The 24,206-nt window shown below is 39.9% G+C and carries 19 protein-coding genes and 1 pseudogene; 12 read left to right on the top strand and 8 right to left on the bottom strand.

What is annotated here, in order from left to right:
* Nucleotides 1-187 precede the first annotated feature (187 nt).
* The 5 genes from prfB to ACXM0J_RS06975 all read left to right on the top strand — a co-directional run bounded on the left by prfB (nucleotide 188) and on the right by ACXM0J_RS06975 (nucleotide 5,048).
* Nucleotides 188-1,283, top strand: a protein-coding gene (gene prfB / locus ACXM0J_RS06995) for a peptide chain release factor 2 (RefSeq protein ID WP_099475557.1) whose coding sequence is annotated in 2 segments (ribosomal slippage) — nucleotides 188-259 and nucleotides 261-1,283 — 1,095 coding nt in all. Because the reading frame shifts where the segments join, the coding sequence is not laid out codon by codon here.
* A gap of 221 nt (nucleotides 1,284-1,504) precedes the next feature.
* On the top strand, nucleotides 1,505-1,807 hold the full coding sequence (locus ACXM0J_RS06990) for an ArsR/SmtB family transcription factor (RefSeq protein ID WP_002121891.1): 303 nt from the start codon (nucleotides 1,505-1,507) through the stop codon (nucleotides 1,805-1,807).
* A gap of 28 nt (nucleotides 1,808-1,835) precedes the next feature.
* Entirely contained in the window at nucleotides 1,836-2,894 is a 1,059-nt protein-coding gene (locus tag ACXM0J_RS06985) for an alkene reductase (protein ID WP_057068976.1), read from the top strand.
* A gap of 157 nt (nucleotides 2,895-3,051) precedes the next feature.
* Nucleotides 3,052-4,344, top strand: coding sequence for a 3-deoxy-D-manno-octulosonic acid transferase (locus ACXM0J_RS06980; RefSeq protein WP_086264728.1), 1,293 nt, complete (start codon nucleotides 3,052-3,054; stop codon nucleotides 4,342-4,344).
* Complete coding sequence (locus ACXM0J_RS06975) at nucleotides 4,341-5,048, top strand: 16S rRNA (uracil(1498)-N(3))-methyltransferase (protein WP_086264729.1); 708 nt, start codon at nucleotides 4,341-4,343, stop codon at nucleotides 5,046-5,048. The genes ACXM0J_RS06980 and ACXM0J_RS06975 overlap by 4 nt, the downstream gene beginning before the upstream one ends.
* On the opposite strand, the gene ACXM0J_RS06970 is transcribed toward ACXM0J_RS06975, so the two are convergent.
* Together ACXM0J_RS06970 and ACXM0J_RS06965 are read right to left on the bottom strand one after the other, a co-directional pair.
* Nucleotides 5,028-6,008: a mechanosensitive ion channel family protein gene (locus ACXM0J_RS06970; RefSeq protein WP_086264730.1), complete on the bottom strand. Its 981-nt coding sequence runs from the start codon at nucleotides 6,006-6,008 to the stop codon at nucleotides 5,028-5,030. The two genes, ACXM0J_RS06975 and ACXM0J_RS06970, sit on opposite strands and share 21 nt — an antisense overlap.
* A 112-nt stretch (nucleotides 6,009-6,120) precedes the next feature.
* Nucleotides 6,121-6,696 (bottom strand): DUF805 domain-containing protein, encoded by a 576-nt coding sequence (locus ACXM0J_RS06965; protein ID WP_086264731.1) that lies wholly within the window; start codon nucleotides 6,694-6,696, stop codon nucleotides 6,121-6,123.
* Nucleotides 6,697-6,990: 294 nt separating this feature from the next.
* Between ACXM0J_RS06965 and acs the strand changes: the two genes are divergently transcribed.
* On the top strand, nucleotides 6,991-8,940 hold the full coding sequence (gene acs / locus ACXM0J_RS06960) for an acetate--CoA ligase (RefSeq protein ID WP_086264732.1): 1,950 nt from the start codon (nucleotides 6,991-6,993) through the stop codon (nucleotides 8,938-8,940).
* A 43-nt stretch (nucleotides 8,941-8,983) separates the two neighbouring features.
* On the opposite strand, the gene ACXM0J_RS06955 is transcribed toward acs, so the two are convergent.
* The gene (locus tag ACXM0J_RS06955; RefSeq protein ID WP_086264733.1) at nucleotides 8,984-9,526 is read right to left on the bottom strand and encodes a cysteine hydrolase family protein; all 543 of its coding nucleotides are present in this window, start codon (nucleotides 9,524-9,526) and stop codon (nucleotides 8,984-8,986) included.
* Nucleotides 9,527-9,631: 105 nt separating this feature from the next.
* On the opposite strand from ACXM0J_RS06955, the gene ACXM0J_RS06950 reads away from it, so the two are divergent.
* Nucleotides 9,632-10,045 carry an Lrp/AsnC family transcriptional regulator gene (locus tag ACXM0J_RS06950; RefSeq protein WP_086264734.1) on the top strand — a complete coding sequence of 138 codons (414 nt, stop codon included), beginning with the start codon at nucleotides 9,632-9,634 and terminating at the stop codon, nucleotides 10,043-10,045.
* A 95-nt stretch (nucleotides 10,046-10,140) separates the two neighbouring features.
* Here ACXM0J_RS06950 and sfnG read toward each other — a convergent pair whose 3' ends face one another.
* Both sfnG and msuE read right to left on the bottom strand, forming a co-directional pair.
* Nucleotides 10,141-11,253, bottom strand: a complete 1,113-nt coding sequence (gene sfnG, locus ACXM0J_RS06945) for a dimethylsulfone monooxygenase SfnG (protein ID WP_086264735.1) — start codon at nucleotides 11,251-11,253, stop codon at nucleotides 10,141-10,143.
* A gap of 44 nt (nucleotides 11,254-11,297) precedes the next feature.
* Nucleotides 11,298-12,035 carry an FMN reductase gene (gene msuE / locus ACXM0J_RS06940; protein WP_016142782.1) on the bottom strand — a complete coding sequence of 246 codons (738 nt, stop codon included), beginning with the start codon at nucleotides 12,033-12,035 and terminating at the stop codon, nucleotides 11,298-11,300.
* 376 nt (nucleotides 12,036-12,411) lie between these two features.
* Here msuE and ACXM0J_RS06935 point away from each other — a divergent pair, with 376 nt between their 5' ends.
* Nucleotides 12,412-13,062 (top strand): response regulator, encoded by a 651-nt coding sequence (locus tag ACXM0J_RS06935; RefSeq protein ID WP_002122041.1) that lies wholly within the window; start codon nucleotides 12,412-12,414, stop codon nucleotides 13,060-13,062.
* Nucleotides 13,063-13,105: 43 nt separating this feature from the next.
* Here ACXM0J_RS06935 and ACXM0J_RS06930 read toward each other — a convergent pair whose 3' ends face one another.
* Together ACXM0J_RS06930 and ACXM0J_RS06925 are read right to left on the bottom strand one after the other, a co-directional pair.
* Nucleotides 13,106-13,873 carry a hypothetical protein gene (locus ACXM0J_RS06930; RefSeq protein ID WP_068564529.1) on the bottom strand — a complete coding sequence of 256 codons (768 nt, stop codon included), beginning with the start codon at nucleotides 13,871-13,873 and terminating at the stop codon, nucleotides 13,106-13,108.
* Nucleotides 13,874-14,262: 389 nt separating this feature from the next.
* The gene (locus ACXM0J_RS06925; RefSeq protein ID WP_086264736.1) at nucleotides 14,263-17,760 is read right to left on the bottom strand and encodes a hybrid sensor histidine kinase/response regulator; all 3,498 of its coding nucleotides are present in this window, start codon (nucleotides 17,758-17,760) and stop codon (nucleotides 14,263-14,265) included.
* Nucleotides 17,761-17,941: 181 nt separating this feature from the next.
* Here ACXM0J_RS06925 and ACXM0J_RS06920 point away from each other — a divergent pair, with 181 nt between their 5' ends.
* From ACXM0J_RS06920 to ACXM0J_RS06905, 4 genes and pseudogenes are all read left to right on the top strand, one after another.
* The gene (locus tag ACXM0J_RS06920; protein WP_000372818.1) at nucleotides 17,942-18,274 is read left to right on the top strand and encodes a DUF485 domain-containing protein; all 333 of its coding nucleotides are present in this window, start codon (nucleotides 17,942-17,944) and stop codon (nucleotides 18,272-18,274) included.
* 1 nt (nucleotide 18,275) lies between these two features.
* Complete coding sequence (locus tag ACXM0J_RS06915) at nucleotides 18,276-19,991, top strand: cation acetate symporter (RefSeq protein ID WP_086264737.1); 1,716 nt, start codon at nucleotides 18,276-18,278, stop codon at nucleotides 19,989-19,991.
* Nucleotides 19,992-20,162: 171 nt separating this feature from the next.
* On the top strand, nucleotides 20,163-20,855 hold the full coding sequence (locus tag ACXM0J_RS06910; RefSeq protein ID WP_199964054.1) for an ion channel: 693 nt from the start codon (nucleotides 20,163-20,165) through the stop codon (nucleotides 20,853-20,855).
* Nucleotides 20,856-21,022: 167 nt separating this feature from the next.
* Nucleotides 21,023-22,990, top strand: a pseudogene (locus ACXM0J_RS06905) (BCCT family transporter).
* 61 nt (nucleotides 22,991-23,051) lie between these two features.
* Here ACXM0J_RS06905 and omp33-36 read toward each other — a convergent pair.
* Entirely contained in the window at nucleotides 23,052-23,954 is a 903-nt protein-coding gene (omp33-36, locus tag ACXM0J_RS06900; RefSeq protein ID WP_002122006.1) for a porin Omp33-36, read from the bottom strand.
* Nucleotides 23,955-24,206: the final 252 nt, after the last annotated feature.

Below are 24,206 nucleotides of genomic sequence, written 5' to 3'. Positions count from 1 at the left end.
ATCATAAAAAATGCTGTAAAAGTACCCAATTTTGTATGAGGATGTTACTAATTAATCTTAAAATGAACTAAAGGAAGCTTGGTAATTAAATGTGTGAAATATGAGGAGAAATACAAAGCAGGTTCGTAGATAACTGCAGCTATGCTAAAATAATTGACTGTTTATCTGCTCTTATGGGAACACTCGCGTGGAAATTAATCCTTATCTAAACCAATTGAAAGACTTAACTGATCGTAGCCAAACACTACGGGGGTATCTTTGACTACGATCTGAAAAAAGAACGTTTAGAAGAAGTTTTACGTGAGTTAGAAGATCCTGCGATCTGGAATGATCAAAGCCGTGCTCAGGCGATGGCGAAAGAAAAGGGCGAACTAGAAAACGTTATTAATGTATTGGACGGTTTGTCTACACAGCTTGAAGATGCAAAAGCGATGTTAGATTTGGCTGTAGAAGCCGACGATGAAAGCCTGCTTGAAGATGTTCAGTCTGAGCTTGGGGCTGCCGAAGATGAACTGGCTAAACTTGAATTCCGTCGTATGTTTAGTAACCCAATGGACCCGAATCCTTGCTATGTAGAGATTCAATCAGGTTCAGGTGGTACAGAAGCACAAGATTGGGCGTCTATGCTTTTACGTATGTATATGCGCTGGATTGAACGTCATGGCTTTAAAGCAGAACTTATGGAAGTATCTGATGGTGACGTAGCTGGTATTAAATCAGCAACGATTCGTGTCGAAGGTGAATATGCCTACGGTTGGTTACGCACAGAGTCAGGTGTACACCGTTTAGTCCGTAAATCACCATTTGACAGTGGCAACCGCCGTCACACTTCATTCTCTGCGGTATTTATTTCACCAGAGGTTGATGACAATATTGAAATTGATATTAACCCTTCTGATGTTCGTACTGATACTTACCGTGCATCTGGTGCTGGTGGTCAGCATATTAACAAGACCGACTCGGCTGTGCGTTTGACTCACATCCCAACAGGTATTGTAGTAGCGTGTCAGAACCAGCGTTCGCAACATGCTAACCGTGACCACGCATGGAAACAGTTACGTGCACGTTTGTACGAATTGGAAATGCAAAAACGTAATGAAGCAGCGCAAGCTCTAGAAGACTCTAAGTCTGATATTGGTTGGGGAAGCCAAATTCGTTCATATGTATTAGATGATTCGCGTATTAAAGACTTACGTACGGGTGTTGAAAACTCTAATACAGGTGCTGTTCTTGATGGTGACCTTGATCGTTTTATCGAAGCGAGTCTAAAACAAGGTTTATAAGAGTCTGCTGAACTTTTAGTTTAAATACAGTTCATCTATGAATATGTAGAACTCTTGGATTTTTAGCGATTAAAACGGCAAAGCAGTTCAGCCTTCGAATGTTAATCGAAAAAATGCGATATGAATATCGAAAAAAATAGATATGAATATCGAAAAAATGCGATATTATGTTTTCGAAATGCTGAACAAAGCTTTGTTCGTTTAAAAGACGTGTTGAGCCTATGGATATTGATGCAATTAGCAAAGCCCTTTCCAACCCTCTACGTCGGCAAATTTTGCAATGGTTAAAAGAACCTGCACATTATTTACCGGTGGAAGAATGTGGTGGTAGTTTTGAGAAGGGTGTTTGTGCAGGTCATATTGAACGTTTGGGTAAAGTAGCTCAGTCTACGATGTCTAATCATTTGTCTGTGTTACAACAGGCGGGGCTTATTCAGGTCCAAAAATATGGTCAATGGTCTTATTTTTCACGTAACGAAGCTTTGATTCAGCAATATATCGAACATTTAAAACAAACACTTTAAATTATTAAAAGTGTAAGTCGAGGCGATTATGGCTGAACTCAATACTCCTTTAACGGTTGGTGATTTTGAAATCAAAAATCGATTGGTAATGGCTCCATTAACGCGTGCGCGTAGTGGTGAAAGCCGAGTGCCTAATGATTTAATGGTTGAATACTATCAACAACGTGCAAATGCCGGTCTAATTTTGACTGAAGCCACAGTAATTGGTTCAAAAACTGTGGGTTATGCAGACACCCCGGGGTTATGGTCACAAGAGCAGGCACAAGCTTGGAATAAAATTATTGAGGCAGTCCATGCTCAAGGTTCAAAAATTGTAGCTCAACTTTGGCATGTAGGCCGTATTTCGCATCCTGAACTTTTAGATGGTGATATTCCTGTTGCACCAAGTGCAATTCAACCTGCGGGTGAAGTGAGTTTATTACGTCCTAAACGTCCGTATGTAACACCGCGTGCACTTTCAATTGAAGAGATTCAAGAAGTTATTGCTCAATACAAACATTCAGCAGAACTGGCTAAAGCAGCAGGTTTTGATGGTGTTGAATTACACGCAGCGAATGGTTACTTGATTGACCAGTTCCTTCAAAGTAATACCAACCAACGTGATGACGAATACGGTGGTCCGGTTGAAAACCGTGCACGTTTATTATTAGAAGTCGTTGATGCATTTATTGAAGTGTGGGGCGCTGGCCGAGTAGGTGTTCATATTGCACCGCGTGGTGATTCACACGATATGGGAGATGAAAACCCATTAGCAACTTTTGGTTATGTAGTTGAACAACTTAACCAACGTAATGTTGCTTTCATTTTCTCTCGTGAATATGAAGCTGCTGACAGCATTAGTCCTAAACTTCGCGAAAAATTTAATGGTGTATGGATTGCCAATGAGAACCTAACACCAGAATCAGCAAAACGTATCTTGCGTGAAGGTCAGGCAGATGCTGTATCTTTTGGTAAAGCATATATTGCTAACCCAGATCTTTTACAGCGCTTAGAACAAGACTTGCCATTAAATGAACTTCAACCAACGACTTTATACGCTAAAGGTGCTGAAGGTTATACAGACTATCCAACGCTGGAAGCGTCATAATATCTTTGAGATTTCGATTTACTGACCTATTTCATTTCTTAAGTCAGTAAATCGCTTTTCTTGTAATGGTAGAGTTTAGGTATCGAAACTCTGCCATTTTTTCTATCTATGTTATATTTTCCCCAGTTTTAAATTTTGACTATTTGAGGCAAACCGCTTGGCGACCCCTTTTTGGTATAACACCGCACTCCATTTATTAAAACCTTTTTACCAATGGCGGATAAAAAAACGTGCAGAAAGCCAGGAATTATATAATCAGGAATGTCTGGAAAGATTTGGGCCGTTTGAATCTCCGAAAAATTTGAGAGCAATTTGGTTTCATGCTGTTTCGGTCGGAGAAACCAATGCAGCGCAGCCCTTAATTGAACATTATCTTAAACTTGGTCAAGCCGTATTAGTTACCAATACAACGAAGACTGGGCAGGCGCGTGCTAAATCGTTATTTTTAAAATCACCTTATTTAGATTTATTCCAAGCAGTTTATTTGCCGGTTGATCAAAAGCACCTCTTAAAGCAATTCTTTGAGTTGTACCAGCCAAAGCTTTTAGCATTGGTTGAAACTGAGCTTTGGCCAAATCTAATTGATCAAGCCAAGCTACAGCATGTACCTTGTTTATTATTAAATGCGCGGTTATCAGAAAAATCAGCGAAAGGTTATCGCCGCGTTTCAGGTCTAACAGCGGAAATGCTGAAACAAATTGACTGGGTGCTGGCACAAGATAATGCTACTCGGCAACGTTATATCGAACTTGGCTTAGATCAACAAAAAAGTCAGGTGGTTGGAAATATTAAATTTGATATTCACGCACCAGAAGTATTTATAAATCAAGCTGAAAAGTTACACCAGCTATGGTATTTGGGGCAACGTAAAATCTTAACAATTGCCAGTACACATGCATCTGAAGAACAACAAATTTTGCAAGCGCTCGGACCTTATCTAAAGTCAGATCCAAATTTAGTTTGTATTGTTGTACCTCGGCATCCTGAACGTTTCGATGAAGTGTTTGAAATTTGCCAAGACCTAGATTTAATTACTCATCGTAGAAGTTTGAATCAAAGTATTCATACGAGTACACAAGTTTATCTGGCTGATAGCATGGGTGAGCTTTGGCTATGGTATGCCTTAAGTCAGGTCTGTTTTGTTGGTGGATCACTTAACGAACCAGGCGGGGGACATAATATTTTAGAACCTATGGTTCTGAATGTGCCGACCGTAATTGGACCGCGTTATTTTAATTTCCAAACCATTGTTGATGAATTTATTGATGAAAATGGTGTACTGATTGCCCAAGACGCCGAGCAAGTTGTAGCAATCTGGATGGCTTGTTTAGCCGAGCCGGAAGAAGCAAAGCAGGTGGTTGAGCAGGCGCATAAAGTTTTGCAGCGTAACCAAGGTTCATTACAGAAACATATTGGAGTAATTAACCGGTATTTGGCCGAAAAATCATGAATATCGTTTTACTAGAATCTGAAGATGTTCAATCAGAGTTGTGGTCAATCCGTTCAAAGCGCCAATTACAGCATTTGCGTGAACACCTTGATATTACGGTTGGCCAAAATCTAAAAGTTGGTATTCGTAATGGTGCACGTTATACCACTGAAATCGTTTCGATGAATGAGCAAGAAGTTTGTATACGGCCTATTCGTGATGAAGCAGTACCTGCAAAGCTTCCAGTACATTTAATCGTAGCTTTGCCAAGGCCCAAAGTTTTACGCCGTTTAATTATGGACAGTGTGACTTTAGGTGTTGAAAGAATTAGTTTGATTCATAGCTATCGTGTAGATAAAAGCTATTGGCAAACTCCATTTTTGCAACAACTTGATAACTATGTGACTTTAGGTCTCGAGCAAGCAGGTGACACCATTGTCCCTGAAATTCAATTATATAAACGCTTTAAACCTTTTGTTGAGGATATCCTATCAAGCTTAATCTCAGAGGAAAGCCCTGCTTATGTGGCTCATCCTTATGCCGGGCAGAGCATGCCAGTTAATATTCCACATGCTTGTAGTGTAGTCGTTGGACCCGAAGGCGGCTTTATTCCGTATGAAGTTGATTTGCTCACAAAAAACGGCTGCCAAGCTGTGAGCTTAGGCAACCGTATTTTAAGAACTGAAACGTCTATTTCTTATATTTTAGGTCGTCTCTTTACTTGATAGTTCAGGGTTTAACGGTGGCTGATTTGCAGCCATTTTTAATTCCTGAATAGGGTAAGGAATATTAATGCCATTTGCATTGAACGCTTGTTTGACTTGAGCTTGAATAGTGCTCGTAGATGACGAAATGTCAGTTTCAGTGGTATCCACCCACCAACGGACAGTCAGGTTAACCGAGAAATCTGCTAAAGCTGTAACGTTAACCGAGAAGGCTGGCTGACTCAGTACATTTCGGTCATTATTAAGAATATCTAAAATAATCTGTTTGGCTTTTTGTTCGTCGTCATCATAACCAATTCCGACTACAAACTCACAGCGTCGTTGTTGATAGGCAGTATTTACAGTTAATGCACTTGTATAAACAGTTGCATTTGGAATAACGATACGGCGACCATCTGGTGAGCGTAAGAATGTTGCACGAATCTGAATATCTTCAACAGTTCCTTCAAGTGAATTGACCACGATGGAGTCACCAATACGGAAAGGCTCACTTAATAAAATCAAAATACCTGAAAGCAAGTTTTGGAAAATATCTTTAAATGCGAAACCAATTGCAACCGAACCGATTCCAAGTGCACTCATGAGTTGTCCTGGCGTAAACCCTGGAACCATAATGACTAATGCAATTAAGAAACCAAAAAATAAAATGGTCGTACTTCCTACACGATTTAGAACCAAAACTAGGTTTTGACGCGTGTAAGAGCGGTTTTCTAAAGTTTTACGAACAAAGAATTTAAATAATTTGGTCAGTAGCCAAAAAATAATAAAAACGATAATCGCGATACAAATATAAGGTACACGTTCCCAGAAGCTATCCACGATTTTATCAATAGTGGTATAGGCATCATGATACTTTTCGGTATGCGCTAGAACCGTTTGAGTGGTTTTAGTACCTGCTTCTTGCAAAAGTTCACCTGTATTTTTTGCAACATCCGTTAAGGAGTTTTGTTCATCAGCCACGACAAGTCTCTATTTAAAAAATGATGAAAGCGATGATCGGCTTTCATTTTAGTAGGAGATAAAATGTGCGCCTACTATAATGAGTTCATCTAAATAATAAAGTGTTTTTTAATTAAAAGTATTCCGTTCCTTTTTGTAAGATTTGTGTCGGCGTTTCTATAGTATCGGTACCAGAGAAATAGTAAAAAAAGCCTGCGGTAGAAATAAGGCTGATTAAAATAGCGAATAAGATAAACCAAGCCATTAACTTTTCGATGAACGTTGATGATCGAGCTGGACCATATTGATTTGGACCTTCTGTACCTGAGGCAAGCAGTAAATAAATCATAAAAAAGAATTGAACAATAGGAATGAATAACAGCAACCCCATCCAGCCACTTTTATTTAGATCGTGCAAACGTCGTACTACGAGAACAACATTTAAATAAATCAGGAACAGCCAAAAAGCCCATACCACCAAAGCACTGAGGCCAGAAAGAGAGCTATAAAACTCAAAATTAAATAAATTACTTGAAAGTTGAAAACTTCCAAGAAGTGAGGCCAAAATAAAATAGCCCACGATTGTGACTAAATAAATCAGTCCATACCCACCTAAATAACTCATACGATTAAAACGGCCATGAATTGAAAAAGGGCTATCTTTTAAAGGGAGTTGTGGTGGACGTGAGGAAGTCGTTTGGGCAAACATATTATTTTACTCCTAGGTTGCATATGAGAGACAAAATAATCTTTGTTGATGATCAAAACCATCAAATATTGAAAAAATTATAAAAGTAAAAGCTATAGACAAATGTTTTAAATCAACTTAATTTTATAAAAATGTTCATAATTTCGTATGCTTGAGTAAGTGGTTAATATATGACCAAAGTCGCATTGTCTAGGCTTTGAAATAGTCATCATACTGAAAAGGCATACAAATAAGATCCAGTAAAATAATAGCCACAGTCTCGAGATGGGATGCACAAGATCAAGGAAGTTGCGTATGAATGAGATCTATCCAGTACCAGAGGAATTTAAAAAGACAGCTCGTACTGTTGAAGCAGACTACTTTAAACGTTATCAACACTCTATCGAGAACCCAGATGAATTCTGGACAGAGCAAGCTAAAATTGTCGATTGGATAAAGCCATTTACCCAAGTTAAAAATACCAGTTTTGACAAAGACAATTTCAAAATTGAATGGTTTGCTGATGGTGAGTTGAACGTGTCAGCAAATTGCTTAGACAGGCATCTTAAAGAACATCCACATAAACCTGCAATTATTTGGGAGGGTGACCATCCTTCTCGTCATAAAATTGTCTCTTATAAAGAGTTACACGATGAAGTCTGCCGTTTTGCTAACGTTTTAAAGAAATATGGCATTGGTAAGGGTGACCGCGTTGTGCTTTATATGCCGATGGTGACTGAGGCTGCAATTGCCATGTTGGCCTGTGCACGTATTGGTGCTGTTCACTGTGTAGTGTTTGGTGGGTTCTCGCCAGATTCTTTGGCAAGTCGTATTGAAGACAGCCAAGCTAAACTGGTGATTACCGCAGACTCAAGTCTACGTGCCGGAAAACTATTACCACTCAAAGAAAACGTTGATTTGGCTTTAGCATTGCCAGGTACTGAGTGTGTTGAAAATGTGATTGTGGTTTACCGTAATGCAAACCCAATTGAAATGAAGCCGGGCCGTGATTTGTGGTATCACCTCATTATTATGGAAGTGGATGCAGACTGTCCTCCAGAACCAATGAAGGCAGAAGATCCATTATTTATTCTCTATACCTCAGGCTCAACAGGTAAACCGAAAGGTGTGTTGCATACTACAGGCGGTTATTTAGTTTATGTAACCAGTACCTTTAAAGAGGTTTTTGATTTAAAACAAGACGATGTGTACTGGTGTACAGCTGATATTGGCTGGATTACAGGGCATAGTTATTTGATTTATGGGCCGCTGGCAAATGGTACGACGACTTTAATGTTTGAAGGTGTGCCGCAATATCCAACATGGGCTCGTCTTGGTCATGTTGTCGATAAACATAAAGTTTCTATCTTATATACAGCACCAACTGCGATTCGCGCCATGATGCGAGAAGGCGATTCGTATGTACGCGAAAGTAACCGTAGCAGTTTGCGTTTACTTGGTTCGGTTGGTGAACCAATTAACCCTGAGGCTTGGAACTGGTACTACAATGTCGTGGGGGAAGGCCGCTGTCCAATAGTCGATACATGGTGGCAAACTGAAACAGGTGGTATTTTGATTGCGCCATTGCCAGGAGCAACAGCTTTAAAACCGGGTTCGGCAACTCGCCCATTATTTGGTGTTCAGCCAGCCATTGTGGATGGTGAAGGTAATGAGCTAGAAGGTGCAGTTGAAGGTAATCTTGTGATAAAAGATTCATGGCCGGGCCAGATGCGTACTATTTGGGGTGATCCAGACCGCTTTATTGAGGCGTATTTCTCCACCTTTAAAAATACTTATTTTACGGGTGATGGTGCTCGCCGTGATGAAGATGGGTATTACTGGATCACAGGCCGTGTTGATGATGTCTTAAACGTTTCAGGCCACCGTTTAGGTACTGCTGAAATTGAAAGTGCTCTTGTTTCGCATGAATCAGTAGCAGAAGCAGCTGTGGTGGGCATGCCGCATGACATTAAAGGGCAGGGTATTTGTACTTTTGTGACCTTGCAAGCGGGCGTTCCAGAGTCGGAAGAACTGCGTAAAGAATTAATTAATTGGGTACGTAAAGTGCTTGGGCCTGTGGCCTCACCAGATGCATTACACTGGGCACCAGCGTTACCTAAAACGCGTTCCGGTAAAATCATGCGCCGTATTTTAAGAAAAATTGCAGCGAATGAGCTAGATAGTTTAGGTGATACCTCAACCTTGGCTGAGCCTGCAGTGGTAGATCAGTTAATTACAACGGTTTATCCTGATAAGCAAAACTAATTTTAAAAAAAGCCCCATCTGGGGCTTTTTTATTGTGCCTTATTTAAGATTTCGCTAGAAAATCGGCAGTATTTTCTACATTTGCAAATGTACTCAGCGCAGTTAAAAAAGCAGTTTGTACGTCTTCAGCTTTTACAGTTTTTCCAGCATGGCTTAAATCACGAGTTGCGGTTGCATCTGCAATTAAGATAGGTTGATAGCCAAGTTCTTTGGCTGCACGTGTACCTGAATCAATACACATATGCGTCATCATGCCTGTAATAATAAGTTGCTCAATCTGATTTGATTTTAAAAGTTCATCTAAATTGGTTTCTAAAAAACTATTTGGATAATGCTTTGTCACGATTAATGAATTACTGCCAGGACTGAGTTCAGGATGAAGTAAAACCCCATCTGTATTTTCTTGAAAGAAGCTGGCTTGTGGCGGGTTAATATGCTGCACATAAATAATCGGTAAATTTTTCTCGTTAAAATATTGTTCGAGCTGCTTTATTTTATCGAGCGCTTGATCTGGCCCAACCAATTCCATTTTGCCATTTTTAAAATAATCATTTTGTACATCGATAATTAATAGTGCTTGTTTCATGAGAACACTCTTGTTGATATGAGATAAAACAAGATTATTCTCTGCTTGAAAAATCGGCTATAGTCCTATGAAAGCATTAACGCTAGTTTTCTTTCGCCATGAAAAATGAATATTGAATTAGACCCGATTGATCTAAAAATTATTGCATTGCTTAAACAAGATTCCCGTCTGACAAATAAAGAAATTGGGCAACGCGTGCACCGGACAGGGCAAGCGGTGGGCGCTCGAATTGCTCAGTTGATGGATGCTGGTGTTATCAAAAACTACACCATTGCCGTTCAATATTCGCATAAACAATTTATTCATTTGCATTTAAATGAACAACGCGCATTTGAAGAAATTGAAAATTTGGTTAAGCAATATGGACAAATCGATGAATGCTTTAAAGTCATGGGTAATGCTTGCTATATGATTGTCAGCCATTTTGAACCCGCTGCCTTAAATGAATTTATCGAAAAACTTTCAAAATGGTGCCGTTACTCGGTTGAAACAGTGATTCGAGAAGTCGAGAAATCTTAAAAAATAAAGACTCCAAGCCGAGTCTTGGAGCCAATAAACTCTTTATTTTTAATTTATTGTTTTTATTATCTTGCGCTGTTTTAACTGTGGGGTGTTTAGGCTGATTTAGCTTGAATTTCTACCTCCTTTTCCTGTTGAAGTTCTAACTGGCGAACGAGTGGTAGAACCTTTTCTCCAAAATATTCCACTTCTTCAATAAAATGTAAGAATCCGGACAGAATCAAATCAACGCCTACATTTTTGAGTGCCACAATACGCTCTGCAATTTGCTGCGGCGTACCAATTAAATTGGTTTTAAAGCCATCATTGTATTGCACTAGATCTTCAAAAGTTGATTTTGCCCAGTTACCTTGTTGCTCTGGTGAGGCTGCTCCAGCTTCACGAGTTGCATCGCCAAATGCATTTACGGCTTCAGTGTTGGCTTTATCAATAATTTCTTGAAGTACTGCTTTTGCTTCTTCTTCAGTATCTCTAGCAATAATGAAAGCATTTACCCCAATTTTGACATAGTGATTATTTACTTTTGCTTTAGTACGAATGTCTTCTACTTGTTTTTGAATTTCTTCGACAGTATTGCCGTTAGTAAAGTACCAGTCAGAAACACGAGACGCCATGTCACGTGCAGCACGTGAACTACCACCTTGGAAAACTTCTATATAAGGCTTTTGCAGAGGTTTTGGTTTAAGTGTGTAGTTTTGGAACTGATAGTATTTACCATCGAAACTATAGTTATCGGTGGTCCAGATTCCTTTTAGAGTGCGAATAAATTCTTCAGAGCGAGCATAACGTTCATCATGCTCAGGCCACTCTTCACCAATGGCATCAAACTCTCCTCTAAACCAACCACTCACTACGTTAATCGCAATACGGCCTTGAGTTAGATAATCAATTGTCGCGAGTTGTTTAGCTGCAAGTGCCGGTTTCCAAGGGCCGGGCAGAATAGCCGCAATGACCTTTAATTTTTCAGTTTTTGCTAGTAATGCATGACTGAAACTTACCGATTCATGTTGGTTTTCTGCCCCGTACCCCGCCGTAAAACGAATTTGGGTGAGCGCATATTCAAAACCATTGTTTTCGGCAGCCTGTGCAAGTCGAACATTGTAGTCATAACTCCAGTCTGTACGCTGTTCGATGTTACTTACTACAAGGCCACCGCTTACGTTTGGTACCCAATAAGCAAATTTAATAGGTTGTTGTAATTGCGTCATGGTTTGCTCTCCCCATTCGTTATTTTTATTTAGCGATATTGCATTTAGGCAACGTGTGTTAATGATTTGCCAGACTTGTGGTGCAAGCGAGATTCTGCCGCATCAAGGTCTGGTACAGCCGCTGAAGGCAATACTTCTTCTTGCTCAATTTGCTTGTTAATACCAAGCTCTTGATTTGCTTGCTGAGATTTAGGTTTAACTACTTCAGCACGTTTACCTTTCGCTGGTGCCCATTCTAAAATCGGTAATGCGCGTGCTACTGCTAACGTAATACGGTCTGATAATTGCTCACTTTTCACCGTATATTCAGGGGTAAAGTCACGATCAGTCGCATATACGCCAATTGGTAAAGTTTGTGCTTGGAAGAAACTGAACAGTGGACGAAGTTGATGCTCAAGTACGAGTGCATGACGATCACTACCGCCCGATGCTGCTAAAAGTACTGGTACATCGACCAACGCAGTTTGTTCAACAAAATCGAAGAAATGTTTGAAAAGACCTGTAAAAGAAGCACGGTAAACGGGTGTACCTACAATTAAAGCATCTGCTGCTTCAACTGCTGCAAGGTCATCTTGCACGCGCTGTGGAAGTTGGTTGCGATAAAATGCGCCGCCTAATAGAGGCCCGATTTCGCTTAATTTAATAAAGTGAACTTTAATATCGATTGCTTCTGATAATTCATCAAGAATGGCTTGAACCAGACTTTCCGTTTTAGATGGGGTATTTAATCCACCAGAAACAGCAACGATATTTAAAGGTTTTGGTGATGTGATACCAGTCATAATTTGGTTCCTAAGCCTAAAACAAGAGATTGGACTTATTAATCAACAATGACGGTGAACTGTAAAATAACGAAATTGGTCAACCTTATCAGTTTTAAATATAAAAGATAAATAGTGGATTTTTATACTTTGCTTTTTTATTAAGTTGCTGTTTTTATTTTATATAATTATAGGTGATATATTTTTTATAATAAAAAAGAAGCTTATATAAAAAACAGATTAATTTTGATTAAAAGTTAAAAAACATCTGAAAATATGGGCTAAGTTCTGCATTTATCAACATTTTGCATAAAAATGGATAAGATGAACGTATCTTTCATCTAAATAGTATGGTTACAATAGGCCATACTTATGCTCAAGATTACTTTAATCGCTTATGAATATTTTAATCGTTGATGATCATCCTTTGTTTCGTCATGCTTTAATTCAAGCAGTACGTTATAGCCTGCCACAGGCACAAATTCATGAAACAGCCTCGGTTGATGAGTTTTATGAGCGTTTGGAAAATGGGGCAGAACCTGATCTAGTATTACTCGATTTAAATTTACCGGGTGCTTCAGGCTTTTCGGCGCTGGTTTATGTAAGAGCACAGTATCCATCTATTCCGATTATTGTGGTTTCTGCACATGAAGAAACTTCAATTATCCAGCGTGCAATTGCACATGGTGCAATGGGTTATATTCCTAAGTCGGCTCATCCAAGCCATATTGGTGAAGCGATTCGTCAAGTCTTAGAAGGCGATATCTGGTTACCACCTAACTTGCCATCTAATCTTAACCTTGACCCAAGAGCAGCAGATGAAACTGCTTTAGCCGAACGTATTCAATCGTTAACACCTCAGCAATTCCGTGTTTTGATGATGGTTGCGGAAGGCTTGTTAAACAAACAGATCGCATACGAGCTCGATGTTTCAGAAGCAACGATTAAAGCTCACGTAACGGCTATCTTTAGAAAATTAGGTGTGCAAAACCGTACACAAGCCGTATTGGCAATTAGTGCACTCAATATTGAAGATAAGAAAATTTAAAAGAAAAAAAGACCTCGATTGAGGTCTTTTTTATGGGTGCTACTTAAGCAAGGCAATCTTGCTTTGGTGTTAAGCTGTCGCAGTACAATGGATTAAGCGCGCATTGCAAATCATCAATTTGTTCCTGAGTCACATAGCGTTTCATTTTTAAATATTCAGCCACGCGGTCATCACGCAAGCTTAAGAACGCCGCATCATAAACACCTAAATCAACAAATAGAGCAGCTGTTTCTAGGCTGTTGAATCGATCAAGGAAAATATCGTTGCCATACATTAAGAAGATGTGGTCGAGTTTTGCTTTTTCATCAACATGTAGACGTTCAGCAAGTTGGTCTGGATGCGTTTTAATGAAGAGTAAGTCAGATAATTCATCAAACTGCGTCATATCTAACTGATTCTCGCCGAGTTTGACATGACCAAGCCAAGCTTTGAAAACGAGTACAGCACCGCCACGGAGTAGCATGCTCCAGATTTGATGACGTGTGTCATGGTCAAGATTTTCACTTTCAGCGCTAAGAACTTTTAAAAAGTTCTCTTCTTGTTGAGCCAATTTATCAAATAAACCTAAACCTTGAGGATGATAAGCCGCAGGTGCAAATACATCAAAATTTAGATCATGAAATACATTAAGTGCGAGGGGGACCGCACACTGATAAATTGTATTTAACGCTTTGATATGTGCTTCATTGAGCTTGCTGTGGGGAAAAATACTTTGCCAATCTAGTTCAGGAAGTAAAGCATTGGCACTGTATTGACGATAAAACTGTTGAGACGAAAGTTGGCCTTGCGGGCTGTTATCAGAAATATTCATGGCAATTGTCCTTTGCATTAATTCATGAGCATGGGTGCTTAATATGGAAATGGCTTATAAAAATAGGTGCACATTTGATAAATAGGTTTTGAATATTTATGTGTCATCAAGAATGCAAGTAGAATACGACTAAAGTCTTATATGGTTGTTTTTTGTTAATTATGATTTTAAAAAACAATAACTTGTGAAATTGTAACTAAGTATACAAGTGTTCACTTACAAAAAAGGTGAGCTTTGCCATAGAAAAAGAGTCATTGGAAATTTTGGTCAATGATTTAGTGGGTAAAAGTAGACTTTTTGAGCAGTTCTGCCTATTGGCTTAAATTAGACCAATAATTTTTGCCAAAAATCTCTCCCAAACTTATCAAAAGGTTTGGGAGAGAAAATATTTAATCTACCTCACTGGCAATTTTAAGCCCCGATAACCATGCTCTTAGAGATGCCGGTTTAAGCGGTTTTTTGAGTAAAACGATATTCAGTTCTTTCAATTGTTGGGGTAACTCAGGATGAGAGTCCGCCGTAATTAAAGCTACCGGAACATCATGCTGTCGATTTTGCATAATAAAATCGACACCGAGTTGGTTGTTATTTAAATGCTGATCGATAAGCCAGACCTGAATATTCTCTTTTTGAATAATCTCAAGTGCTTGTTCAGGTTCCGTGGCTTTAAAAACCTCATATCCCCATCGACCTAATAAGCTACTCATGCCCTCAAGAATAGTTTCATCATTGTCTAAACATAAAATCCGATAGGCTTTTGTTTTTAAAGGTACTGCTTGTACGGTTGGGGTTACCACTTTTGGAGCTTCTACGACCGGAACCTCAATCATAAAGCAGGAGCCTTTATCAAGCTTTGAGTACACATGGACTGGATAATTCAACAAACCTGTCATGCGTTGCACAATCGCGAGACCTAAACCGAGACCTTGCTCACCCCAAGGTGATAAATGCCCACAGCGTTCGAATTCTTGAAATAGTTTAATACGTTGTTCTTCGGCAATTCCGGGACCTGTATCCCAGACTCCAATTCGAATGTGTCCAGGTTTGTGAGCCGAACGTAATACGCCAACAATCACTCGGCCCTTGGCTGTATAACGCAAAGCATTACTGACAAAGTTTTGAATAATGCGTCGAATCCACTGTGGATCTGTGTCAATCCAAAACGATACATCGTGAACTTTGAGTGAAATATTTCGCTGAGCAGCAATCGATTTAAACTGTAGTTCAAGATCGCTTAATAAATCGTGTAGAGGATAAGGCTGTCTTTTTGGCTGTATGGTACCGCCTTCCAAACGCGCAATATCGAGTAGGGCAGAGAGCATGCTTTCTGCACCATACAAAGCACGGTCAAGTTGCTGTAGAGTTTGACGGTCTTCTTCAGTTGCAATGCTTTGTTCCAGAACTGTGCTAAACAGGCGAGCAGCGTGCATAGGTTGTAATAAGTCATGACTTGCCGCAGCAATAAATCGGCTTTTTGACATATTGGCCATATCGGCTTGTTCGCGTGCAAGCTGTTGTTCGGTTAAGGCATCGGCAAGTTGTTGGGTTCGGTCTTTTACGCGGGCCTCAAGTATTGCCTCATTCGCACGGAAAGCCGTAATGTCGGCAAAGGTAGTTACAAAGCCACCACCCGAAATAGGATTACCGCGCATTTGAATAACGCGTCCGTCTTTACGGATTCGTTCAAATTCATGCGCACTTCCGACTTTCATCCAGTGCAAACGTTTGCGGACGTGCTCTTCGACTGAACCGGGACCGCATTCGCCACGTTCAGCGTTATAACGAATCAGATCAGCAATTGGACAACCCACATAGACTAAATCTTTAGGGTAGCCAAACAGTTTTAAATATTGGTTATTCCAAGCCACTAAACACATATTTTTATCGACCACACTCACACCTTGGGTCATGTGGTCAATCATGGTCATTAGCAAGTTTTGATTAAAACGTTGCCACTGTGAGGCTTGGTCTAAAATATTGGCGACTTGGCCTAAAGCGAGGCCGTTGTTAATCATTGCCGTAGTCAGCAACGTACGTGCAGAAGCGGCCCCGATAATGCCAGCTAGATATTGTTCGGTGAATCGCCACCACATGCCATTGGCGATAGTATTTTGGTTGAGTGTGAGATGATTTTGTTCGCAAAAGTTTTCGAATGCTTGAGTTGTGGGTTGCTCACCTGTAATTCTTTTAGCAAGCGCAAATAAATCGCCTACTTTTAAACGTGCAGCATCGTGCGGTAAATAAGTTAAATCGGTAGAGGTATGTGGTGATGGCAAAGGCTTAGTTTCATAGTAGAAAAAGCTTTCTGCCTGAATTTGTTCTGCCACACTTGGGCGGTAAAGTTTAGAAATCCAAATATATAAAAGAATATTTAAACCAAGCGACCAAATAACGCCGTGGGTTAAAGGTGCAAATGACTCAAAGCCAAAAAGTGACTCTGGCCGTAATGCATTAATTCCCAAAGGGCCAAAAAGCAAAATACTTTGGGCAGTTTCCTGATAGGCTTCCGGCAAACTACGTAAGATGGTTGGAAATAGTAATGTGTAACTCCACATTAAAAATCCAACGATGAGACCAGCATAGACACCTTGACGGCTTCCGCCTCGCCAATACAATCCTCCAATCAGTGCAGGAGCGAATTGAGCAACCGCACTAAACGCTAGTAAACCAAATACTGAAAGCTGGTTAATATCATTAAAGAAATGGAAGAATAAAAAGCCAAGTAGCATCACTGCGACAATACTAATTCGGCGGCTAAATTTAAGAACTTTAGGTAAGTGTTTATCGTGTCGTGAAAGCAACTTAAAACGCCACAGTGCGGGCATAATCAAGTCATTACTGAGCATGATAGATAAGGCAACAGATGAAACCAGTAACATGCCTGTTGATGCAGAGAACCCGCCTAAAAAGGCCAGTAGGGCTAACCACTCTTGATTATAACTTAGTGGTAATGAGAGCACCGCAACATCGGGCACGGTTAGGAATTTTGGCGCAGCATGCAATGCCCAGCTTGCAATTGGGATAATAGCTAAAATCGTTAAAATCAGATAAGCCGCAAACCATTTACGTGCACCACGAATGTGCTTTTCATCGCGTAATTCGACAACAGCCACATGAAATTGGCGGGGTAAACAAATAATTGCTAGTCCGGCCAATAATGTCTGAATCCAGAAAGTTTCAGGCACCCCAAACAATTGCACTTCTTGAAAGGTTTGGTTTACGTCGGCTGAGACTTGTACCAAGTTTGCAGGTGCTTCAAAAATAAAAAATAAAGCGACGCAGATCAGTGCGAATAGTTTGACAAAAGATTCAAATGCCACCGCTAACATGAGGCCACCATGCTGCTCGGTATTTGCAATCTGCCTTGTACCAAAAATCATGGCTAAGATTGCAAGTACACTGGTCAAAAGCAAAACACTATTGGTGGTCGTATGAATATGAGCATTTTGCTCTAAAATGACTGAGGTACTTAAGGCAATTGCACGTAACTGTAGGGCGAGGTAGGGAATAATCGCAATAACTGCCAAGATCGTAACCAGCGAAGCCAATACACCGCTTTTGCCATAACGTGCGGCAACAAAGTCGGCAATTGAGGAAATCGCGTGGTGTTGACGTACTCGACCTAAACGTCGCCAGATGTCATAACCAAACCAGACAAATAAGAGGGGACCTAAATAAATAGGTAGGAAAATAACGCCTTCTCGGACGGCAGCTCCGGTTGCGCCATAAAATGTCCAAGATGAACAGTAAACACCTAAGGTCAAACTAAACAGGAACATGCGGCCACGAGTACTCAGACGACTAGCATGCTTTTCGCCAAAAAAAGCACAAATAAATAAGAGTGCTATATAAAGAGTGAGTACCCCAATAATCAGCCAGCTGTTCATATGACCTACATGATTAAAACCTTGCGCCTATCATACCGCAAGCAGAAACAAAGCTATAAATTGATTAAATTTTAACGACCAAAGTCTAAGTTACGAATTACACGTTATTTTGCTAATTTGAATAATGAGAAACTACTATTAAAAAAGTGACCAAGGTTGGGCACAGGCAAGGAGTTTGGTTATGGATCAAAGCCAAGTAGAACAGATTCTACGCAATCCAAAGTTTCAAAAGATGGTCAAGAAAAAAAGTGCATTAAGCTGGACGCTCACAATCATTATGTTAGTGCTTTATGTGGGCTTTATGCTACTTGTTGGCTACAACAAAGAATTTTTGATGAGTTCATTTAGTGGTGGTGTAACGACATGGGGTATTCCACTAGGCTTAGGAATTATTGTTTTATCTTTCCTACTGTGTGGCGTGTATTCCTATATCGCAAACAATACCCTTGACCAGTTGAGTGAAGAAGCGTTGAAGGAAGTTGAAGCCATCACGCATGAGAAAGGATTACACTAATATGAAATGGAATTCATTAAAAGCGAAAGCCTTATTGGCAGCAGCATCGCTATATTCAACTGTTGCTATGGCTGGTCCAGATTTGGGTGAAGCCGAACAGCAAGCCACCAACTGGCATGCCATTATTATGTTCTTGATCTTTGTTGGTTTCACTTTGTTTATTACTAAGTGGGCTGCAAAGCAAACTCAATCAGCACAAGATTTCTATACTGCAGGGGGCGGAATCAGCGGTTTCCAGAATGGATTGGCAATTGCCGGTGACTATATGTCAGCAGCATCTTTCCTTGGTATTTCCGCGATGGTGTTTAGTTCGGGTTTTGATGGCTTACTTTATTCTCTTGGGTTTATGGTAGGTTGGCCAATCGTTTTATTCTTGATTGCGGAGCGTTTACGTAATCTGGGTAAATACAACCTTTCAGATGTAGTGTCATTCCGTCTTGAAGAAAAACCGGTCCGTACCTTAGCTGCCTTGAGCTCGCTTGTTGTTGTCGCATTTTACTTGATTGCTCAAATGGTAGGAGCTGGCCAGCTCATCAAATTACTATTTGGTTTGAACTACAACATCGCTGTTGTCATCGTTGGTCTATTAATGATGGCATACGTAATTTTTGGTGGCATGTTGGCAACGACATGGGTACAGATCATTAAAGCGGTCATGTTACTGAGCGGTGCGACTTTCATGGCATTCATGGTGATGAAAGCGGTTGGTTTTAGCTTCAGCAACATGTTTACTCAATCAATTGAAGTATTCAGTAAAGTTCACAGTATAAGCTTTGAAGAAGCCGCAAAAATTATGGGTCCGGGTAAACTTGCCGCAAACCCGATTGATGCGTTGTCTCTTGGTTTAGCACTCATGTTTGGTACAGCGGGTCTTCCACATATTCTTATGCGTTTCTTCACAGTAAAAGATGCAAAAGAAGCGCGTAAATCGGTTGTAGTTGCAACAGGTTTCATTGGTTACTTCTATCTTTTAACTTTCATTATTGGTTTCGGTGCGATCCTTTTCGTATCAAACAACCCACAATTCCTTGATGTTGCGAAAATGGCTATGACAGGCAAGCTTGAGCTTGTTGGTGGTAACAACATGGCAGCCGTGCATTTAAGTGACGCTTTAGGCGGTGACTTATTTATGGGCTTCATTTCAGCAGTGGCATTCGCAACGATTCTTGCTGTTGTGGCTGGTTTAACACTTTCAGGTGCATCTGCAATCTCACACGACTTATACGCTAACGTATTTAAGAAAGGTCAAACGACTCCAGCTTCAGAACTTCGCATGTCAAAAATTGCGACACTTGGTTTAGCAATCTTTGCCATGATTTTGGGTATTTTGTTTGAAAAGCAAAACGTAGCGTTCATGGTGGGCTTAGCGTTCTCTGTGGCATGTTGTGCAAACTTCCCGATTCTTGTTCTTTCAATGTTCTGGAAAGGTTTAACCACCCGTGGTGCAGTTATTGGCGGTGTAGTTGGTCTTGTAACAGCGGTAGTACTTATTGTTCTATCTAAAGCGGTTTGGGTAGATACTTTAAAAATCTCTGATACACCAATTAACCCATTCAATGGTCCTGCATTATTTGCGATGCCATTATCATTCCTGTGCTGTTGGTTCTTCTCGGTGACTGATAACTCTGCACGAGCTAAAAAAGAACGAGCTGCATTCGATGCCCAATACGTTCGCTCAATGACAGGTATCGGTGCTTCAGGTGCTTCAGATCACTAAAATCAAAATGGATTAAATATCTATCTCATTAAAAGCCCTGCGGGGCTTTTTTTGTTTATCTCATACCTAAAGGCAAAGAAGCTCTTTAATAAAGAACAACTTGTTTGTGCTATTTTCTGTACAGTATGATTTCCTATAATCCAAAATATAATGAAAAAGGAAAATAATTAAATGCGTTCTATCATTGAGTTCTGGGCGAGCTTTCGTTTGCTACCTTCTGCATGGTTGCTGCTTGTGCAATTCATCTTACTCATTTTGGCCATGCTGACTTTTCATGATGTATTTTACCGAACCATAACGTGGGCTTTGGGAGTGCTTGCCTTACTTATTATTGCTAAGGTGATTCGCCAAACCCCAATGTTCACTTTTTTGGGGTTAACGTTTGTTAGTGGAGCGATAATATCTTCAGTCTTTATTTTATTAGGTTATAGCAATTTAACGATCCAGATTTTTGCTCATAGCTGTGAAGCACTAGCTTATTTTTCGGCAGCTTATGGCTTATTTCGTTATATGTTCGCTGATCGATATTTAACAAGAGATGAATTGTTTGCCGCTGCCGCGGTTTTTACCTTGCTTGCATGGGGCTTTGCATTCCTCTACAACATTTGTCAGCTATTGATTCCGACTAGCTTCCAAAATCCAAACAATGTTCATCATTTGCAGACTTGGTTAGATCTACTGTTCCTGAGCTTTAGCTTACAGTCAGCAACAGGCTTATCTGATTTAATGCCGCTTAGTCCACCAGCACGCGTTTTAGCCATGCTACAAATGTTTTGTGGTGTGATGTATCTCGCTTTGATCGTCACGCGTTTAATTGCTTTACAGTACATTGCCCATCCGACAAAAAAGGATTCAGGCAAATAGTGGAGAAGGTGTTTCAATTTATTTACACCTTTGTAACTGCAATATTATTTAAGTTTAACTAAAGTATTATCGGCTTTCTCTATTGAAAGATTTAACTTTGTTCATTCTGTGAATGTCTTTATTGGCTTTATGCCTGTCACTTTTCATTAAAATAACATGGAGGAGTTATGCCTTCCAAACAACCAAGTTGGTTCGCAAACGTTAATCCTAACGTATTTTTTGGTACGGTCATTATCATTGCTTTGTTTTTGGCAGTTGTTGTGATCGCTCCGAGTTCTTTTGAACTTCTAACGCAGCAATTAAAACAATGGATCACCGATTCATTTAGCTGGTTTTATGTTTTATCTGTTGCTTTCTTTCTCATTTTATTGATTTATATCGCCTGTTCATCAATAGGTCGGATTAAATTAGGACCTGACCATAGTCAGCCTGAATATAATAATGGCTCTTGGTTTGCCATGCTGTTTACAGCAGGGATGGGTATCGGTCTCATGTTCTTCGGAGTTGCCGAACCTGTCATGCATTATGTTAATCCACCAAGTGGAGATGCTCAGACTATTGAGGCAGCACAGCAAGCATTAAGGGTGACCTTCTTCCACTGGGGCTTGCATGCGTGGGCTATTTACGCAGTGGTCGGATTGGCATTGGCTTATTTTGCTTATCGACATAATTTACCCTTAAAGACTCGTTCAGCCCTCTATCCACTGATTGGTAAAAAGATTTATGGGCCTTGGGGCGACAGCATCGATATATTCGCAACCATTGGTACAGTATTTGGTGTAGCAACTTCTCTCGGGTTTGGCGTTACCCAGATTAACTCTGGTTTACATTATTTGTTCGGTGTCGAGCAAAGCACCCATATTCAAGTATTACTCATTATTTTTGTGAGCATTTTAGCTTCCTTGTCTGTGTTCTTAGGTCTAGATAAAGGGGTGAAACGCTTATCAGAGCTAAACTTAGTCTTAGCCTTAATATTATTAGTCTTTGTTTTTATTGCTGGTCCTAGTATTTATTTACTCCAGACTACTATTCAAAACACTGGTCAATATATCTCTAATCTTTTTACCATGACATTCAATTTATACGCTTATCAGCCAAATGGATGGATTGGTGGTTGGACAATTTTATATTGGGCTTGGTGGATTTCTTGGTCGCCATTTGTGGGTATGTTTATCGCAAGGGTTTCACGTGGTCGTACCATTCGAGAATTTATTGTAGGGGTTCTACTCATCCCGACAGGCTTTACCATTATCTGGATGGGCTTTTTAGGAAACGCTGCATTATTTAGCATTATCCATGAACATCAAGCCACTCTCATTCAGGCTGTTCAGCAAGACTCTTCAGTTGCTCTATTTGAGTTTTTAGGACACTTACCGTGGTCAGGTGTTATGAATATTCTGGCTACCATTTTAGTGGTTTTATTCTTTGTGACCTCTGCTGATTCGGGAGCATTGGTAACAGACTACTTAACTGCAAAAACTGAAAATTCACCAACTTGGCAGCGTTTGTTCTGGACAGTACTGATGGCTGTACTCGCCATTATTTTATTGTTAGTCGGTGGTTTGGCTGCACTTCAATCTTCAATCATTATGAGCGCATTGCCGTTTACTGTGGTTATGCTGTTCATGAGTTGGGGATTAATCAAAGCATTGCATCTTGATGTCACGAAAATGCAAGCCATTCAAGAAGCACGTATTACCCCACGTGCCATTCATAATCCAAGAAGCTGGCAACAGCGGCTAGGTTTAATCATGCACTATCCTCATAGTGAAGAAGAAGTAAGAGAATATATCGAAAAGCAAGTGGCTCGTGCGTTTGAAAATATTAAACATGAATTTAGGCGCCGCCATTAAGAAGTTTCAATTACTCAACTTGAGGATGGGATGCAGCTTCGGGTCGATCATCACAATGAAATTAATTTTATTTATAAAGTTGTTTCACGTGAAACAGTGCCACCAAGTTTTTTAATTGGGCGTACTGAAGCCGAAGATGGGCAATATTTCCAGGCTGAAGTCTTCTTAAGAGAGGGCGGACAGAACTATGATGTAATGGATTGGACGCAAGAAGATTTAATCCAAGACATTATTGATCAATATGAACGTCATTTATATTTCTTAAATATTGTACGAAGTTAATATTTAGCTATAAAAAAAAGGACTCAATTGAGTCCTTTTTTAATTCGATTTCTAAATTAAATTAGAAGCGGAATTTAGCATTTAAGCCGATAGTTTGTGTATCGTAGCTAGACTTTTTAACGTCAGCTTTCATGTACGATGCACCAACTGCTACAGCTGGAGTAATGAAGTAGTTTACGTTACCACCCCAAGCTTGACGGAATTCACCAAGGTCATTGCCTTTGATGTCAGCTGAACCATCGTTACCAACGAAAGAAGCGCCAACGCTTAACTTAGGAGTTAAGTAAAGGTCAGTTTTCAAACCGTATTGGTTTTCTTGACCGAAAGCACCAGCAGCTTCAAAACCAATTGCCATGTTAGTTCCATCGATTGGACCTACATATTTAGCACGAGCTGTAACAGCATCTTGGTCGTCTTGAATCGCAGCAGTTTGGTTCGCAGCAGTGTAGATACCGTTGCTGATGATACCGAAGTTATCTAAAGCGAATTGGTTAGCAACGCTTGTATAACCAACAGTCATCAAGAAGTTAGGTAACAACATAGCACCAACTTCTAATGCATAACGGTCACCGTTGTCATCACGAGAGATAGCGTTTTTACCATCAACATCAGTGTGGTTATAAGTTGCGCTAGCGTATACAGGAAGGTAAGGAGTAGGAACGTAAGCCTCACCTTTAACACCGTATGTACCAACGTGGTAGTTTAAACCGTTGTTTTGGTCATACTGTTGGTAGCTATAACCTAAAGATACGCTAGAAGCTTGGTTCAAGAAAGCTGCTTCAGCTAAAGGACCCTTAGCGGTATCAACATTTTTTAAATAGAATGTACCAGCAACGTCACCAGTGAAGTTTTTATCATTTGCAGTTGTGTCAACATATTCAGATTGACCTTGAACTTCAAATTGATAAGCATGAGCACCGGTCATGGCTAATAATACAGCAGTGGCTAAACCAAGTTTTTTCATAATCATTTCCAGCATTAACAAGAGATAAAGCTGGGGTCATTGTATTGTAACAATTTATGAAGTCAATAATGGAGTAAAAGTAATGTTAAAGATATTTGACACTTATGTTAAAATTGGTGGAAAACTAATCAAATGAAAAGTAGTTTGTCAACCTGATAAAAAAATGAACATTTACAATAAGCTAATAATTATATTTCATCAGGAATTGAGAAGTAAATGTTAAAAAGATATTACAATTGCGATTGGAAAAAT

This window comes from Acinetobacter sp. GRABPA_MV_2 (assembly GCF_056725885.1).
This window is presented reverse-complemented; position numbering and strand designations above follow the sequence as displayed.

What these genes read in the sequence shown, in the direction of transcription:
- ACXM0J_RS06920 (WP_000372818.1), top strand. Translation starts at nt 17,942, where the DNA reads ATGGATCAAAGCCAAGTAGAACAGATTCTACGCAATCCAAAGTTTCAA.
- ACXM0J_RS06975 (WP_086264729.1), top strand. Translation starts at nt 4,341, where the DNA reads ATGAATATCGTTTTACTAGAATCTGAAGATGTTCAATCAGAGTTGTGG.
- ACXM0J_RS06935 (WP_002122041.1), top strand. Translation starts at nt 12,412, where the DNA reads ATGAATATTTTAATCGTTGATGATCATCCTTTGTTTCGTCATGCTTTA.
- ACXM0J_RS06965 (WP_086264731.1), bottom strand. Translation starts at nt 6,696, where the DNA reads ATGTTTGCCCAAACGACTTCCTCACGTCCACCACAACTCCCTTTAAAA.
- ACXM0J_RS06930 (WP_068564529.1), bottom strand. Translation starts at nt 13,873, where the DNA reads ATGAATATTTCTGATAACAGCCCGCAAGGCCAACTTTCGTCTCAACAG.
- ACXM0J_RS06910 (WP_199964054.1), top strand. Translation starts at nt 20,163, where the DNA reads ATGCGTTCTATCATTGAGTTCTGGGCGAGCTTTCGTTTGCTACCTTCT.
- ACXM0J_RS06915 (WP_086264737.1), top strand. Translation starts at nt 18,276, where the DNA reads ATGAAATGGAATTCATTAAAAGCGAAAGCCTTATTGGCAGCAGCATCG.
- ACXM0J_RS06990 (WP_002121891.1), top strand. Translation starts at nt 1,505, where the DNA reads ATGGATATTGATGCAATTAGCAAAGCCCTTTCCAACCCTCTACGTCGG.
- msuE (WP_016142782.1), bottom strand. Translation starts at nt 12,035, where the DNA reads ATGACTGGTATCACATCACCAAAACCTTTAAATATCGTTGCTGTTTCT.
- ACXM0J_RS06950 (WP_086264734.1), top strand. Translation starts at nt 9,632, where the DNA reads ATGAATATTGAATTAGACCCGATTGATCTAAAAATTATTGCATTGCTT.
- omp33-36 (WP_002122006.1), bottom strand. Translation starts at nt 23,954, where the DNA reads ATGAAAAAACTTGGTTTAGCCACTGCTGTATTATTAGCCATGACCGGT.
- ACXM0J_RS06955 (WP_086264733.1), bottom strand. Translation starts at nt 9,526, where the DNA reads ATGAAACAAGCACTATTAATTATCGATGTACAAAATGATTATTTTAAA.
- ACXM0J_RS06925 (WP_086264736.1), bottom strand. Translation starts at nt 17,760, where the DNA reads ATGAACAGCTGGCTGATTATTGGGGTACTCACTCTTTATATAGCACTC.
- sfnG (WP_086264735.1), bottom strand. Translation starts at nt 11,253, where the DNA reads ATGACGCAATTACAACAACCTATTAAATTTGCTTATTGGGTACCAAAC.
- acs (WP_086264732.1), top strand. Translation starts at nt 6,991, where the DNA reads ATGAATGAGATCTATCCAGTACCAGAGGAATTTAAAAAGACAGCTCGT.
- ACXM0J_RS06985 (WP_057068976.1), top strand. Translation starts at nt 1,836, where the DNA reads ATGGCTGAACTCAATACTCCTTTAACGGTTGGTGATTTTGAAATCAAA.